We start from the raw sequence: 14,589 nt of genomic DNA, 5'->3' as shown, positions 1-14,589 counted from the left end.
CGAACTTCCGCACTAAATTGGCCTAAGTCAGGTTTCAAGCTCAAGGAGCTTGAAACTGAAAGGGGCCCAGCACAACGCTGGGCCCTCTTTTAATGCCGCCGCTCAGCCCCCACAGAAAGAAAGAAACCTAGCAAAAGAAACCTAGATGCTGCCGAACACAGCACCTAGGTTTCACGTGAAACAACCTCGCAGGAATGCTACTGCAGCAGCGTCCTATCGGAGGTCGCTCCCTTAATCTTTGCGAACTCCGCCATGAGATCCTCTACCGTGAGCTTCGCCTTCTGCTCGGCGTCAGCGGAATAGATGATCTCTCCCTCATGCATCATGATGAGACGGTTTCCCACTTGCAGCGCTTGCGCCATATTGTGCGTCACCATCAGAGTCGTGAGCTGACCTTGCTCCACAATGCGCTTCGTCAGTGTCGTCACCAGCTCGGCGCGCTGCGGGTCGAGGGCCGCCGTGTGCTCATCCAGAAGCATCACCTTCGGGTTAGTGAAGCCGGCCATGAGCAACGACAGCGCCTGGCGCTGACCGCCGGAGAGCAACCCCACCTTGGTTCCCAGACGCTTCTCTAGGCCGAGCTCGAGGGATTCCAACTGTTCCACGAAGATGGCCCGGCGCGCGGAGTTGAGACCCAAACCGAGGCCCCGCTTCTTGCCACGCAGGTACGCCAAGGAGAGATTCTCCTCAATCGTGAGGTTTGGTGCCGTACCCGCCATGGGGTCCTGAAAGACGCGCCCGACCTTCCTTGCACGCTTGTGCTCCGGCTGGCTCGTCACGTCCTGGCCGTCGATCGAGATCTTTCCCGAATCCGGGATGAGCCGGCCCGCGACGGAGTTCAGCAGCGTCGACTTTCCGGCACCGTTAGAGCCGATGACAGTAACAAAGTCGCCGGAGGCAAGTTCCAGGGAGACGTCGCGAAGCGCACGGCGTTCGTTGACCGTACCCGGGAAGAAGGTCTTCGAAATCTTATCTACTTTGAGCATGATCTAGGCCTTCCTCTTCCCGCGCACCTTCGTCATACGCGGCACCAGCAGAGCGACAATAACCAGCAGCGCCGTGATGAGCTTCATGTCATTCGGGTTAAGGCCTACCTGAAGCGCAGCGAAGATGATGAGACGGTAGATCACAGAGCCCAAGGCCACCGCCACCACGGCCATCCACAAGCGCGACTGGGGGAGTACCGCTTGTCCCAGAATGACGGATGCCAGACCAACCAGGATGAGTCCGATACCCATCGAAATGTCGGCGAAGCCCTGGTACTGCGCGATGAGAGCACCGCACAGGCCCACCAGGCCATTGGACAGGGCCAGGGTCAGGATCTTGGTGAAATCGGTGGACACGCCAAAGGAGGTGATCATCTGCTGATTGTCACCTGTTGCGCGCAGCGAAAGTCCCAGGTCCGTGGACAGGAACCACACGATCAGCAGGCAGAGCAACACCGCACCCAAGGCGAGCAAGCCCACCCCGGCCCACGACCCCATTACTGCATCCAGCGGGGTAAACACCGAATCTTGGGAGAGCAACGGAACGTTGGCGCTGCCCATGATGCGCAGGTTGATGGACCACAGACCAATCATGGTGAGGATACCCGCAAGCAAACCGTCGATGCGGCCTTTCGTGTGCAGAAGCCCCGTGATGCAGCCGGCGATAAAGCCGGTGACAAAGCCCGCGGCCGATGCCAGAAAGGGATTAACCCCATTCGTAATGAGCACGCCGGCCGTCGCAGCCCCGGTGGTAAAGGAGCCATCGACGGTCAGGTCCGGGAAGTCAAGGACGCGGAATGTCAGGTAGACGCCCACGGCCATGACCGCATAGATGAGCCCTAGCTCGAGTGCACCAATCACAGCGTCTCAGCCTTCTCCAGGATCTCCTTCGGTACCTCAACGCCCTGTGCCTTCACGGCATCCTCGTTAATGACGTAGGTGTACTCAGAGGCGGTTTCTACCGGGGTCTCGGCTGGGTCCTCGCTGTCCTGAAGGATGCGCAGCGCCATCTCGCCGGTCTGGCGGCCCAGTTCCTTGTAGTCGATACCGATGGTGGCGGCAGCGCCACCTTCAACGGCACCTGAGTCCGCTGCGATGACCGGGATGGTCTTGTCATTCGCTACCTTGATGAGCGAAGAAATGCCGGAAACAACCATGTTGTCGGTCGGCACGTAGATGGCATCGACATCGCCCAGCGCCTCTACGGCCTGCGGGATCTCCGTCACGGAGGTCACCGTCTGCGACTTCACCTCAATGCCCTTCGGCTTAGCGGCCTCTGCCAACTGTTCCACCTGCACCTTGGAGTTGACCTCGGCGGAGGAGTAGACCACGCCGACGGTCTTGGCATCTGGAACCAGTTGGGTAATCAGTTCAACCTGCTCCTCGATGGGCGCGGCGTCAGAGGTACCAGTGACATTCTTGCCCGGCTTATCCAGAGACTCCACCAGCTCCGCCTCCACGGGGTCCGTCACCGCGGTAAACAGAAGCGGCTTGTCCTTGATGGATTTGCTCATGGCCTGGCCGGCCGGAGTGGCGATTGCCAGGTAGAGGTCGTGGTTAGCGTTTGCCATCTGCTGCGAGATGGACACCGCAGTGCCCTGCTCACCATTGGCGTTCTGGATGTCCCACTCCACGTCCACGCCCGCTTCCTCGAAGGCTTCCTGGAAGCCTTCCGCCGCGGCGTCGAGGGAGGGGTGCTGAACCAGCTGGTTGATACCGATGGAATAGGAGTCCCCACCGCCGGAATCACCGCCGGCGTTGTCCGAGGATGAGGAGCATCCCACGAGGGCGGCGGCGCTCAGAGCGAGAGCGGAGAGAGCAGCAGCAGTTTTAGAGAACATAACGGTCCTTTTCTACTCTAGAGTGACTGTTGTGACCGCTATTTAAGCCTCTTTCCATACGCTTAAGCAGCAGTTTTGTGAATATTTTTCCCGCACGGGGGTACTCTTAGCCCTCCAAAAGCTATACTGTGACAGTTTTAGAGTTCTATATCACACGCTTAAGCTGCATGTTTCCTATATCACTGTCGCCGAGGTGGCACTGCCGCGCCCAAACCCCACGGGGGTACCCGCTGTCATTTATCTGTACGACAGAAGGTATCGGTGTTAGAGTCAGTGATGTGAAGAACATATCTAACCTTTGGTGGTGGCGCGCGTAACCCGCGGGCCTCGTTGTTCTCCCATATTTAAGGCCCGCAGCTGCGGGCTTTTCGGCGTTTTGCTCTCTTTAAAAGCTCGCGGCAGCACACAATATCGTTAAAGAAAGACACCGTATGCCGTTTACAGCCAAACGCGAGGTCGGGTACACACCCGATGCCAGTGCGCTCTTTTATGCCCTCGCCACGCCGCAAGATTCCCTGCTCTTAGAATCCGCGGACATTGAATCCAAGAAGAACCTCACGTGCATTGCGATCACCAAGGCAGCGCTCAAAGTCGTCTGCCACGGCCAAGAGGTCACCGCTACCGCATTAACATCCGCTGGCCAGCTGCTCCTCGACGAGCTTCGCCAGGACTTCCGCTCCAGGATCAGCCAGGACAGCGAGGAGAGCACCACCTTTAGCTTCGAGCTTTCCACCGAACACGATGAGCGCGCCCGCCTCCGCGCCACCTCCACCGCGGATATCCTGCGCACCTTACAATTCAGCCAACTGTATTCCAGTGAATCACTGCCCTTCATCGGTGGCGGTTTCGCTTTCGACTACGTCGAAACCTTCGAGAAGCTACCCTCGGTTCCCGACGGACTCAACGGCTACCCCGATTATGAGTTTCTCGTCGCCGAGCACGTTCTCACCGTGGACCACCTGACGGAGACCGCGAAGATTGAGGGGTGGGGCGTCGACAAGCAGGCGCTCGAGGAGGAGCTCGACCTCGCCGCCCGCACCGAGCCCATCACGCCCCAGCCCCCACAGCCACTCACCACGATCTCCGCGCGCGCCTCCATCGACGACGCTGCTTTTCGACGCCACGTGGAGCGCCTCCAGGGCAACGTCCACGCCGGCGATATTTATCAGGTGGTCCCTTCCCGGGCGTTTAGCCTCGACTGCCCCGACGCCTTCGCTGCCTACCGCACGCTGCGTGAGACCAACCCCTCGCCGTACATGTTCTACCTGCGCGGCACCGAGCATGAGCTCTTCGGCGCCTCTCCGGAATCCAACCTGAAGTACACGGCCACCGACCGGCAGGTACAGCTCTACCCGGTCGCCGGCACCCGCCCGCGCGGCGCGACCCACGAGCTGGACATCCGCAATGAACTCGAGATGCGCACCGATTCCAAGGAGGTCTCCGAGCACATCATGCTGGTGGACCTGGCCCGCAACGACCTCGCCCGCGTCGCCGTCCCCGGCACCCGACAGGTCGCTGATCTGCTCCAGGTGGACCGCTACTCCCGCGTGATGCACTTGGTCTCCCGCGTCGTCGCCACGCTGCACGAGGATTACGACGCCCTCGACGCCTACCGCGCCTGCATGAACATGGGCACTCTGACCGGCGCGCCGAAATTGCGCGCGATGGAGCTCATCCGTGAGACCGAGGGCACTCGTCGCGGCTCCTTCGGTGGCGCTATCGGCTACCTGCGCGGCGATGGCTCGATGGATAACTGCATCGTCATCCGTTCCGCCTACGTCAAGGATGGCACGGCCGTCGTCCAGGCCGGCGCGGGAGTCGTGCGCGATTCCATCCCCCAATCCGAAGCCGATGAAACGGTCCACAAGGCCTACGCGGTGCTCAGCGCTATCGCCCAGGCACACAACGCATCCCTGGAGGTCATCCGATGAACCCGCACGTCGTCCTCATTGATAACCACGATTCCTTCGTCTACAACCTCGTCGACGCCCTCGCCGGGTATAACACCACCGTCTTCCGTAATACGGTGCCGGTGGAGGAGGTCCTCGCCGCCCAGCCCGATATCATCATTCTCTCGCCGGGCCCCGGCCATCCGCGCGACGCCGGATCGATGATGCAGCTTATCGACGCCTCCCTCGGCCGCATCCCTATCCTCGGCATCTGCCTGGGTTTCCAGGCGCTGCTCGAGTACTTCGGCGGCACCGTCGAGCCCTGCGGCCCAGTCCACGGTTCCTCTGTGCCCATGACGCTGACCGACGCTGGCGCGAAGCACCCGCTCTTCCAAGGGCTCACTACTGATTCCGAGCCAGATAATCCGAACTACGTGGGCCGCCTCGTCCCCGTTGCGCGCTATCACTCCTTGGGCTGCGCGAGCATTCCCACCCAGATGCGCAGCCTCGCGGAGACGGAGACCGACATCGGCCCTGTCACGATGGCGGCGGAAACCCTCGACGGCATGGCCCTCGGCCTTCAGTTCCACCCGGAGTCGGTGCTAACTCCGACCGGCCCCATCATGATCGAACGCTGCATTGAACAACTTTCTTCTCTGCCCACCATGGAAGGAGCCAAGTAATGACCAATAACCACGCCCTCAAGACACTGCAGGAATTCCTCGATATCTCCGAACCGACCCTCGAGGAAGCAATCGAGGTCTTCACCCCGCTGACGGTGGGGGAGTATGACGACATCCATATCGCCGCCCTCCTTACCCACATCCGTACGCGCGGCGAGACCTTCGCCGATGTAGCCGGCGCCGCCCGCGCCTTCCTCAACGCCGGCCGCCCCTTCCCGGTTACCGGCAAGGGCCTCATGGATACCGCGGGAACCGGTGGCGATGGCGCGAACACCATCAACGTCACCACCGGCGCATCCCTCGTCGCCTCCGCCGGCGGGGTCAAGATGGTCAAGCACGGCAACCGCTCCGTATCCTCCAAGTCGGGCTCCGCGGACGTCCTTGAGGCCCTCGGCATTCCGCTTGATCTCGATCCGGACCGCGCGGTCCGCCAACTCGAGGCCTCGAATTTCACGTTCCTCTTCGCCCCCGCGTACAACCCGGCGGTTGCCCACGTGCAACCGGTTCGCAAGGGCCTTGGCGTCTCCACACTCTTCAACACCATGGGCCCGCTGCTCAGCCCAGGCCACCCAGAGTTCCAGATCATGGGCATCGCCAACCCCGAACAGGGCCAGCTCATTGCTGAGGTGTTCAAGGATCTTGGCCGCACACGCGCGCTCGTCGTCCACGGTGCCGGTACCGATGAGATCGCTGTCCACGGCACCACCCAGGTCTGGGAGCTTCGCGACGGCACCATTACCCACTACAAACTCACCCCGGAGGACCTCGGCATTTCCCGCCACGAGCTAGCTGACCTCGCCGGCGGCAACGGCAAAGAAAACGCCGAGGCCCTGCGCGCCGTCTTCGCCGGCACCGGCAAGCCCGCTCACCACGATGCGATCGCCGCCACCGCCGGCGCGATGTTCTATCTCAATGGCACAACTGACTCCATTCAGGAGGGCGTCGCGCATGCCGACCAGCTCATCAAGGATGGCACCGTGGCCGCATGGCTGAAGAAGCACGAGGAGGCGAACTATGGCTCTGCCGACCGTGCTTGAGGGGATCGTCGCCAAGCGCCGCACGCACCTGGCCGCTATCCGTGAGCGCCTGGCGCACGTTGATTTAGCTTCCCTCCCGCGCTCGGAGCGCTCCTTCTACGATGCGCTCCGCGGCACCAACCGCTTCATCATGGAGTGCAAGTCTGCCTCTCCGTCGCTGGGGCTGATTCGTGAGCACTACGAGCCCGGGGCCATCGCACGGGTGTACTCGCGCTACGCTTCGGCCATTTCGGTGCTGTGCGAGCCGGATCGTTTTGGTGGCGACTACGACCACTTGCAGACCGTGGCTCTATCCACGCACCTACCTGTCTTGTGTAAGGACTTCATCGTTGACCCCATTCAGGTCTACGCCGCTCGCTATTTCGGCGCCGACGCCATTTTGCTCATGATGTCGATCGTCGATGACGACACCTACGCGGAACTCAAGCAGCTGGCGGATTCCCTTGGGCTCGATGTCCTCACCGAGGCCATCACCGAGGAGGAGGTCGCCCGCGCCACTGCCTTTGGCATCGACGTGATCGGAATTAACAACCGCAACCTCCACGACCTCAGCATCGATCTCACTCGCTCCGAGCGCCTTTCGCACCACGTTCCTTCTGGCAAGGTCATCGTCTCCGAGTCGGGCATCCGCGACAACCAGACCGTTCGACGTCTGGGCTCTCATGCCAATGCCTTCCTCGTTGGCTCCCAGCTCACCGGCACGCCCGATATCGACCGGGCCGCCCGTGAGCTGGTCTATGGCCAAAACAAGGTCTGCGGCCTCACGACGTGGTCAGCGGCCCAGGCCGCCCGTGCCGCCGGTGCCGTCTACGGAGGATTCATCTTCGAGGGGGCCTCCCCGCGCAATGTTTCACGTGAAACCGCGCTCGACATCATCGCCCACGAACCCGACCTCAACTACGTCGCGGTCTCTCGCCGCACCTCCGGCTGGGAGGAGCTTGCCTTCGACGGCATCGCCGCCCTACAACTCCACGCGCCTTACCAAGGAAGCACCGAGGCTGAGCTGGAACTCATTGAGTCAGTGCGCGCCGTAGCGGGGGAGCGCCAGGTCTGGCGCGCCATCGACATGACGGCGCCCCATGGCCCCGCCCTTGCCTCCGCGCTTGCCGACGCCGCCGACAAACTCATCCTCGACTCCGGCGCCGGCGGCACCGGCACATCCTTCGACTGGACTACGGTTCCGGACGGCGTAAAGAAGAAGGCACTACTCGCTGGCGGCCTCAGTCCCGACAACCTACCGGATGCTCTCCGCGTCGGTACCGTTGGCCTCGACATCAATTCAGGCGTAGAGGTTAACGGTAGGAAGGATACCGCTCTCATCGCCAAGGCCTTCGAGACCATTCGTCACTTTACGTATTGATCCCCAACCAAGACCTGCCCCAAGCCCTAGCCAAAAGGAACACCATGACTAACTCACAGGACACCAGGGAGACCCTCCTACCCGCATATTTCGGCGAATTCGGCGGGCAATTTGTTCCCGAATCCCTCATCCCAGCGCTCGACCAATTGGAGAAGGCCTTCGTCGATGCCCAGAACGATCCCGCCTTCCGCGAAGAGCTGGCCGGCTACCTTCGCGACTACCTCGGCCGCCCAACCCCTCTCACCGAAGCCACCAAACTTGGCGGCAAGGCACGAATCTTCCTCAAGAGGGAAGACCTCGTCCACGGCGGTGCGCACAAGACCAACCAGGTGATCGGCCAAGCGCTCCTGGCCAAGCGGATGGGGAAGACCCGTATCATCGCCGAGACCGGCGCCGGACAGCATGGCACGGCGACCGCCCTCGCCTGCGCTTTGCTTGATCTCGACTGCGTGATTTACATGGGCGCTAAGGACGTCGAGAGGCAGCAGCCCAACGTCTACCGCATGGAGCTGATGGGCGCGAAGGTGGTTCCCGTGGATTCTGGTTCCGGCACGCTCAAGGACGCCGTCAACGAAGCGCTCCGTGATTGGACCGCCACATTCCACGAATCCCACTACCTCCTCGGCACCGCGGCCGGACCCCACCCCTTCCCAACGATCGTCCGCGAATTCCACAAGGTGATCTCCGAAGAGGCGAAGGCCCAGATGCTCGAGCGGACCGGCGGCTTGCCGGATCTCGTCGTCGCGTGCGTCGGCGGCGGCTCCAACGCCATTGGCATGTTTGCTGATTTCATCGACGAGGAGTCTGTCGAACTCGTCGGTGCGGAGCCCGGGGGAGAGGGACTCGATTCCGGGCACCACGGCGCCACCATCAACAACGGCACCATCGGCATCCTCCACGGCGCCCGCTCCTACCTCATGCGCAATGCCGACGGGCAAGTTGAGGAATCCTATTCCATCTCCGCTGGCCTCGACTACCCGGGCGTCGGTCCACAGCACGCACACCTTGCTAAGACGGGGCGAGCAACCTACGTTGGCATCACCGACGCAGAAGCCCTCGAAGCCTTCCAGCTCCTTAGCCGCCGCGAGGGCATCATCCCCGCCCTCGAATCCTCACACGCGCTGGCCTACGCACTCAAGCGCAAGGATGAAGACATCACCATCCTCGTTTCCCTTTCTGGGCGCGGCGACAAGGACATCGACCACGTCCGCCGAACCCTTAGCGAGCACCCCGAACTCAAGATCACGGAGGACAAGTAATGAGCCGTTACGAGAAACTCTTCTCCACCCTCGCCGCACGCGGTGAAGGCGCTTTCGTTCCTTTCATCATGCTCAGCGATCCCGATCCCGAGACCGCCCTCACCATCGTCCGCGCGGCTGTCGCCGGTGGCGCCGACGCTCTCGAGCTAGGTGTCCCGTTCTCGGATCCTGTCGCCGACGGCCCAACGATCCAGGCCTCCCACATTCGCGCGCTCGCCGGCGGTGCGACGGTGGATTCCGCTATCGAGCAGATCCGTCAGATCCGCAGTGAATTCCCGGACCTGCCCATCGGCATGCTTATCTACGGCAACGTGCCCTTCACCCGCGGGCTAGAGACCTTCTATTCCGAGTTTCACGAGGCCGGCGCCGATAGCATCCTGCTTCCCGATATCCCTGTTCGCGAAGGCGCCCCCTTCGTCGCCGCAGCCGACAAAGCAGGAATCGATCCTATTTTCATCGCACCAGCACAAGCCTCCGAGAAAACCCTCGAGGGCGTAGCGAAGTATTCCAAGGGCTATATCTACGCGATTTCCCGCGACGGTGTTACCGGCACCGAGAAGGAGTCGGAGACCCGCGGGCTCGCTGACGTAGTGGGAAACGTGAAACGTTTCGGAGGTGCACCGATTCTCCTTGGCTTTGGAATCTCCACCCCGCAACACGTTGCCGACGCCATTGCTGCCGGCGCTGCGGGAGCAATCACCGGTTCCGCTCTGGCCAATGTCGTTGATGCCCACCTCGACGATGACAACCGCCCGAACGACACTCTCGCCGCTGCGGTCACCGACTTCGTCTCCACCATGAAGGCAGCCACCAGGCAGAAGCAGTCCTAGCTAAGTTCAAATCACAACGGCCTCTTTCCGTCAAAATCCGCGCCTACGCGCGGCAGGGCGGAAGGGGGCCGTTTCACGTGAAACGCTTCCCTAGAAGGGAATCTCCTCTCCGCCATTCGTGTAGCGATCTGCCGGATCAGTCATGTCGAATACTTCGACCATGGTTCCGTTATCCATTTCCACCTTCAGAGCCTGCGCGGCTTCGTGCATCTTGCGACGGTGAGCAACGACGTCTTCCGCAATGGTCCGGGCCCACATCTTCGAGGCTGGTGCCAATGGGCCGGTCGCTTCCGTGACCGCCCAGGTTCCGTCCTCGTACAGCCACACGACATCGCCGGTTACGGGATCCAGGATGTAAAAGGCCCGCCCGTCGGTCTTCATATTGTGATGGTGCTGGCACAGGGCCACCATGTTATCCGGATGCGTCGGGCCTCCATCCGCGTAGTTAATCCGGTGATCCAACTGGCAGGCCCATGCAGGACGATTACAACCAGGTGCCCGGCACGTACCGTCGCGGCCCTCGACATACTTTCGCGTGAATTCTGAAGGCTGATAGCCCTGACAAGCTTCCGGGGCAGTGGTGAAATCGCGCCTCACGGTCTTCGAAGCCGGAACGCCCTCGCCGTTCCACCCATGTCCTTGGACATAGACCGGCGCACCCTCGACGTCTTTTGCCTTGTATTCGTGGACGACGACCTTACCCGCCTCTGGCTCGATCTTGCCGGTAATGAGCAGTACCAGCGCATCGGCCATGGAGACGCCGTGTTCCTTTGCTGCCAACTTGATGGTTTCGTGGATGACGACACCCACGTTGCTATCCACTTCTAGCTCGATTAACCCACGTTCCCCGCGGGTGAGAAGAGAGTAGCGATTCTTCTTGCGCTTGTCACGGAAGGATACAGAGTCATCGAGCACCTTGCAGATGTCTCTAACCTTGCGCCGTATCTTCTCTACTGAGGGAAAGATTTGATTCGGCTTGGTCGGCGTTAACCAGACGGATAGCTTCTCATCCACTTCCGCTATAACAGCCGCCGTCGGATTGCCAAGCTTTGCCATCACCTGATCGATAGCAACTAGCATCTGCATGTCCAGTAAAAAGTCCGCCTTCTGCAGGGCACGCAGCTTCGGCATTTCATCAAGACGGATCAGCGCCATGACATTGCGCGCAACGTGAGCCGGAGATTTTCCGGTCTTTTGCCCGATGCGCATAAAGGCGGTATCGGAGTCCTCATCGAGTGGTGGTTGGATGCCTGACCAGAATTCGTACTCGATTCTGCGCATGAGCTGACCAGCCATGCATTCAGGATCATGCGGATTTGAGTGGGAAAAGTATGCGGTGGGAAGTGACGTAGATGATTGTGCTGTGGTTGCCATGGGTAGCTGCACCCCTAAATTTGCGGAACAATTCGTTCCCCCACACCCATCTATAGAATACCTGTTCTAACAATAAGGCGCAAGACCTCTCCCAAGAAAATGGGGCTTAGGCCCGAACCGCCACGGCCAGAACCGCAGTCTACGCATCGGGCCACTAGCCCCATTACGTTGTTAGCAGTTCCGCTTGAAGGAGCCCAGGATTCGTACTCCTAGCCCCATGCTGGGGCAGGCTATGTTTATCTGCGTTCCTTCTGCCTTGTGGCAGTGGAACTAGTCGCTGGCTTCGGTATGGCTTGTTTTCGTCCCTGTCTGAAAATGATCCGGGGGGTGATGCCGCCGAAGGCAGTGACATACTCCAGACTGCTAATAGGAACCTGACCCACACAGGATGTGTGAGGTCTCAAAGTAATGTGGATGCCAGCGTGAAGTATGTCCGACCACCAGCGATGAAATAAGTCTCATACTCGTTCAATTCGCTAGGAGGTCCGGCATGACCTACGACTATGTCATCGGCATGGACGTTGGCAAATACTTTCACCACGCTTGCGTCTTAGATATCGACGGTACCCAAGTACTATCAAAGCGCATCAACCAAAACGAAAAATCCCTGCGCACACTCTTTTCAACGTTTATCGCAAACGACCACAAGGTCCTTGTCGTCGTGGACCAGCCCAATAACATTGGTCGACTAACTGTCGCAGTTGCCCAAGATATCGGAATCGACGTTCGCTACCTTCCAGGTTTGGCTATGCGTCAACTCTCACGTATCCACGCTGGTAATGCCAAAACTGATATCCGGGATGCATATATCATCGCCCACGCTGCAAAGAACCTTCCGGAATCCCTCCGCAGTGTCGACCGCGTCGAAGAAGCCTTCCTCCAGTTGAAAGTCCTCAACGGCATCGACGAAGACTTAGCACGCTCCTACACCAGGCTCATCAATCAGATTCGAAGTGCACTAGTTGGCTGCTACCCGCAATTCGAACAAGCCCTTCGCGGCCAGATAATCCACCGCAAATGGGTTCTGCACCTACTTGCACGCTACGGCGGGCCCACCAAAAAAAAGCGCCTCGGAAAAGCCAAAGCAGCTGCCTTCGCTCGACGCTATAAGGCACGCAATCCCGAGCCCGTCATCGATGCCATATTCGCTGCCATCTCTGAGCAAACAGTCGCCATTGCTGGTGCACAATATGCCGAAATGGGCGTAGCAATGTCGGCGAAGGACGCGCTTTTAAAACTCGAGCACCGCAAACAAATCGAGCAGGAAGTCATCGAGCTCATCAACGACATCCCCCACACTCAAATCCTGCTATCCATGCCAGGAATCGGGCCGAAGACGGCTGCCCAAATTCTCATGACCGCGGGCGACATGTCCGACTTCCCGACAGCTGGGCACCTAGCCTCTTACGCTGGCTTATCACCCCGAACGAATCAGTCCGGAACCTCAATCATGTCGAACTCACTGAACAGAGCTGGCAATAAAAAATTAAAGAACGCCCTATGGCAATCATCTTTTGCATCCATCAGATTCCACGAGCGTTCACGGCAATTCTATGAACGAAAGCGCCGTGAAGGCAAGAGACACAACGCCGCAGTAGTAGCGCTAGCCCGCAGACGGCTCAACGTCCTATACGCCATGATGAGCAACCACGAGTACTACCGCGACCCCGACCAATCACAGGAAGTCAAAGCAGCCTAAACCCCAAGAACCAAATAGCCGACTGGGAAACCCCAGTCGGCTAACAGCCATGCCAGAAAACAACACGGCCAAACAACCCCGGCTGAAAAATCAACCCCGGCTAATCCACCCACGAGGTTGACAAACTATATAGGAACACCCCCCTACACGGCTGCGCACACTCTCCGAAATTAGGGCAAGAAAAATCCCCCTTCGCCCAACTATCCATAGCGGATATCATGTCGGAAAAGGGGGAGTAGAAGCTTCAGGGTTTCACGTGAAACTTAGGCCTTGCTAAGCTCTTCGTCAGCAGCCTCGGCATCTGCCTCGGCCTCTAGGCCCTCAATCTTATCGCGCGCGAAGCGGTCGACGATCATGGCGATGGCGCCGTCGCCAGTAACGTTTGCGGCGGTACCCACGGAGTCAATAGCGATGTAGGCGGCAATCATCAATGCGACCATCGAGTCATCAAAGTCCATATTCGCTTGCAGAAGTCCGACCGCGACCATCACTGCGCCACCCGGGACGCCAGGAGCAGCAACCATCATGATGCCCAACAGCAAGATGAAGCCAAGGGCCTTCCCAAGGTCAGCCTCCATGCCATCAGCCATGTACACGATCGCGAAAGCGTACAGGGTGAGCTTGATCATCGAACCAGAAAGGTGAATCGTAGCGCAAAGCGGAATCACAAAACCTGCCACCGGCTTAGAGATTCCATTCTTCAGTGCGGCGTCGAGAGTGACCGGAATAGTAGCCGCAGAGGAAGAAGTACCCAACGCAGTAAAGTACGCCGGGGCCATGTTCTTCAGTGCGGAGAATGGATTCTTGGCCGCAATCGCGCCAGCGATAATGTACTGCAGGACCAGGTAGACCAAGGTCATCACAACCGCGAGCAAAAGCACCTTAGTGAAGGCGATCAGCACGGTACCGATATTTCCATTCATACCCAAGGAGAGGAACATACCGAAGATGTAGATCGGCAGAAGGGGGATCACGAAACCCCAAATGACCTTGATGACGACGTTCTCAAATTCCTTCGTAATTGCGTAAAGATTGTCCGACTTCACAGTCGTCATGGCTACGCCGATACAGAAGGACAGCAGCAGCGCCGTCATCACTTCGAAAGGCGCTGGCATCTCAACCGTAAAGTACGGCTCGAGAGCTCCCGCATCGATGTCAGAAACCTCGGTATTGAGCGTTTGTCCGGCCAGCAAAGTGGGGTAGAGGACCTGGGTCAAGCCGTATGCGATAAGCCCTGCCACGATAGTCGAGCCGTAGGCAATTCCCGCAGTAATGCCCAACCACTTACCGGCACCACGCCCAAGGCCTGCGATTGCCGGGGCCACGAGAGCAAGGATAAGGACTGGAATGAAGAAGCCGAGGAAGTTTGAAAACAGGCCGTTATAGGTTGCGAAAGCCCTGCCAAACCATTCCGGGGCAAACTGGCTAACGATGATGCCCAAGACTATCGCGACGATAATCTTGAACAACAGAGAGTTGAGAACACTCTTAAATGTCATGATTGAATCTTTTCTATGGTTGCTACCACGCTGATCAGTTCGCTCGATAATAAAGTCTTTAATATCTACCAAGCGACACGAAATGTATATTACAGCAGCGTGCGAATAAATTGAACTGACTTTCTCCCTAAC

Annotated in this window: 12 protein-coding genes; 7 read left to right on the top strand and 5 right to left on the bottom strand. The window is 59.2% G+C overall.

The window, feature by feature from the left end; translation table 11 throughout:
* Nucleotides 1–197: 197 nt before the first annotated feature.
* Genes HMPREF2993_RS05350 through HMPREF2993_RS05340 form a run of 3 tightly spaced genes read right to left on the bottom strand, consistent with a single transcriptional unit; the run spans nucleotide 198 to nucleotide 2,827 of the window.
* Nucleotides 198–986, bottom strand: coding sequence for an ABC transporter ATP-binding protein (locus tag HMPREF2993_RS05350; RefSeq protein ID WP_046648735.1), 789 nt, complete (start codon nucleotides 984–986; stop codon nucleotides 198–200).
* Between the two features lie 3 nt (nucleotides 987–989).
* On the bottom strand, nucleotides 990–1,847 hold the full coding sequence (locus HMPREF2993_RS05345) for an ABC transporter permease (protein WP_046648734.1): 858 nt from the start codon (nucleotides 1,845–1,847) through the stop codon (nucleotides 990–992).
* Complete coding sequence (locus tag HMPREF2993_RS05340) at nucleotides 1,844–2,827, bottom strand: ABC transporter substrate-binding protein (protein WP_070701424.1); 984 nt, start codon at nucleotides 2,825–2,827, stop codon at nucleotides 1,844–1,846. The genes HMPREF2993_RS05345 and HMPREF2993_RS05340 overlap by 4 nt, the downstream gene beginning before the upstream one ends.
* 431 nt (nucleotides 2,828–3,258) lie before the next feature.
* Between HMPREF2993_RS05340 and HMPREF2993_RS05335 the strand changes: the two genes are divergently transcribed.
* Genes HMPREF2993_RS05335 through trpA form a run of 6 tightly spaced genes read left to right on the top strand, consistent with a single transcriptional unit; the run spans nucleotide 3,259 to nucleotide 9,885 of the window.
* Nucleotides 3,259–4,758, top strand: coding sequence for an anthranilate synthase component 1 (locus tag HMPREF2993_RS05335; protein ID WP_070701422.1), 1,500 nt, complete (start codon nucleotides 3,259–3,261; stop codon nucleotides 4,756–4,758).
* Nucleotides 4,755–5,399, top strand: coding sequence for an anthranilate synthase component II (locus tag HMPREF2993_RS05330; protein WP_070701420.1), 645 nt, complete (start codon nucleotides 4,755–4,757; stop codon nucleotides 5,397–5,399). Before HMPREF2993_RS05335 ends, HMPREF2993_RS05330 begins: the two co-directional genes overlap by 4 nt.
* Complete coding sequence (trpD, locus tag HMPREF2993_RS05325) at nucleotides 5,399–6,436, top strand: anthranilate phosphoribosyltransferase (protein ID WP_049155595.1); 1,038 nt, start codon at nucleotides 5,399–5,401, stop codon at nucleotides 6,434–6,436. Before HMPREF2993_RS05330 ends, trpD begins: the two co-directional genes overlap by 1 nt.
* Nucleotides 6,414–7,796, top strand: coding sequence for a bifunctional indole-3-glycerol-phosphate synthase TrpC/phosphoribosylanthranilate isomerase TrpF (gene trpCF, locus HMPREF2993_RS05320; RefSeq protein WP_070701418.1), 1,383 nt, complete (start codon nucleotides 6,414–6,416; stop codon nucleotides 7,794–7,796). Before trpD ends, trpCF begins: the two co-directional genes overlap by 23 nt.
* A 44-nt stretch (nucleotides 7,797–7,840) precedes the next feature.
* Nucleotides 7,841–9,055, top strand: coding sequence for a tryptophan synthase subunit beta (gene trpB / locus HMPREF2993_RS05315; protein WP_070701416.1), 1,215 nt, complete (start codon nucleotides 7,841–7,843; stop codon nucleotides 9,053–9,055).
* The gene (gene trpA / locus HMPREF2993_RS05310; protein WP_070517640.1) at nucleotides 9,055–9,885 is read left to right on the top strand and encodes a tryptophan synthase subunit alpha; all 831 of its coding nucleotides are present in this window, start codon (nucleotides 9,055–9,057) and stop codon (nucleotides 9,883–9,885) included. Before trpB ends, trpA begins: the two co-directional genes overlap by 1 nt.
* A gap of 90 nt (nucleotides 9,886–9,975) precedes the next feature.
* Here the strand turns inward: trpA and HMPREF2993_RS05305 are convergent, their stop codons facing one another.
* Nucleotides 9,976–11,181 (bottom strand): HNH endonuclease signature motif containing protein, encoded by a 1,206-nt coding sequence (locus HMPREF2993_RS05305; protein WP_246822366.1) that lies wholly within the window; start codon nucleotides 11,179–11,181, stop codon nucleotides 9,976–9,978.
* Between the two features lie 568 nt (nucleotides 11,182–11,749).
* Between HMPREF2993_RS05305 and HMPREF2993_RS05300 the strand changes: the two genes are divergently transcribed.
* On the top strand, nucleotides 11,750–12,958 hold the full coding sequence (locus HMPREF2993_RS05300) for an IS110 family RNA-guided transposase (RefSeq protein WP_070701411.1): 1,209 nt from the start codon (nucleotides 11,750–11,752) through the stop codon (nucleotides 12,956–12,958).
* A gap of 263 nt (nucleotides 12,959–13,221) precedes the next feature.
* Here the strand turns inward: HMPREF2993_RS05300 and HMPREF2993_RS05295 are convergent, their stop codons facing one another.
* The gene (locus tag HMPREF2993_RS05295) at nucleotides 13,222–14,457 is read right to left on the bottom strand and encodes a dicarboxylate/amino acid:cation symporter (RefSeq protein ID WP_070701409.1); all 1,236 of its coding nucleotides are present in this window, start codon (nucleotides 14,455–14,457) and stop codon (nucleotides 13,222–13,224) included.
* Nucleotides 14,458–14,589 lie beyond the last annotated feature (132 nt).

This window comes from Corynebacterium sp. HMSC068G04 (assembly GCF_001814885.1).
Lineage (GTDB): Bacteria > Actinomycetota > Actinomycetes > Mycobacteriales > Mycobacteriaceae > Corynebacterium > Corynebacterium hiratae.
This window is presented reverse-complemented; position numbering and strand designations above follow the sequence as displayed.

Excerpts from the sequence above, each read along its gene's own strand:
- trpA (WP_070517640.1), top strand. The coding sequence starts at position 9,055 with ATGAGCCGTTACGAGAAACTCTTCTCCACCCTCGCCGCACGCGGTGAA.
- HMPREF2993_RS05335 (WP_070701422.1), top strand. The coding sequence starts at position 3,259 with ATGCCGTTTACAGCCAAACGCGAGGTCGGGTACACACCCGATGCCAGT.
- trpD (WP_049155595.1), top strand. The coding sequence starts at position 5,399 with ATGACCAATAACCACGCCCTCAAGACACTGCAGGAATTCCTCGATATC.
- HMPREF2993_RS05300 (WP_070701411.1), top strand. The coding sequence starts at position 11,750 with ATGACCTACGACTATGTCATCGGCATGGACGTTGGCAAATACTTTCAC.
- HMPREF2993_RS05305 (WP_246822366.1), bottom strand. The coding sequence starts at position 11,181 with ATGGCTGGTCAGCTCATGCGCAGAATCGAGTACGAATTCTGGTCAGGC.
- HMPREF2993_RS05340 (WP_070701424.1), bottom strand. The coding sequence starts at position 2,827 with ATGTTCTCTAAAACTGCTGCTGCTCTCTCCGCTCTCGCTCTGAGCGCC.
- trpCF (WP_070701418.1), top strand. The coding sequence starts at position 6,414 with ATGGCTCTGCCGACCGTGCTTGAGGGGATCGTCGCCAAGCGCCGCACG.
- HMPREF2993_RS05295 (WP_070701409.1), bottom strand. The coding sequence starts at position 14,457 with ATGACATTTAAGAGTGTTCTCAACTCTCTGTTGTTCAAGATTATCGTC.
- HMPREF2993_RS05350 (WP_046648735.1), bottom strand. The coding sequence starts at position 986 with ATGCTCAAAGTAGATAAGATTTCGAAGACCTTCTTCCCGGGTACGGTC.
- HMPREF2993_RS05330 (WP_070701420.1), top strand. The coding sequence starts at position 4,755 with ATGAACCCGCACGTCGTCCTCATTGATAACCACGATTCCTTCGTCTAC.
- trpB (WP_070701416.1), top strand. The coding sequence starts at position 7,841 with ATGACTAACTCACAGGACACCAGGGAGACCCTCCTACCCGCATATTTC.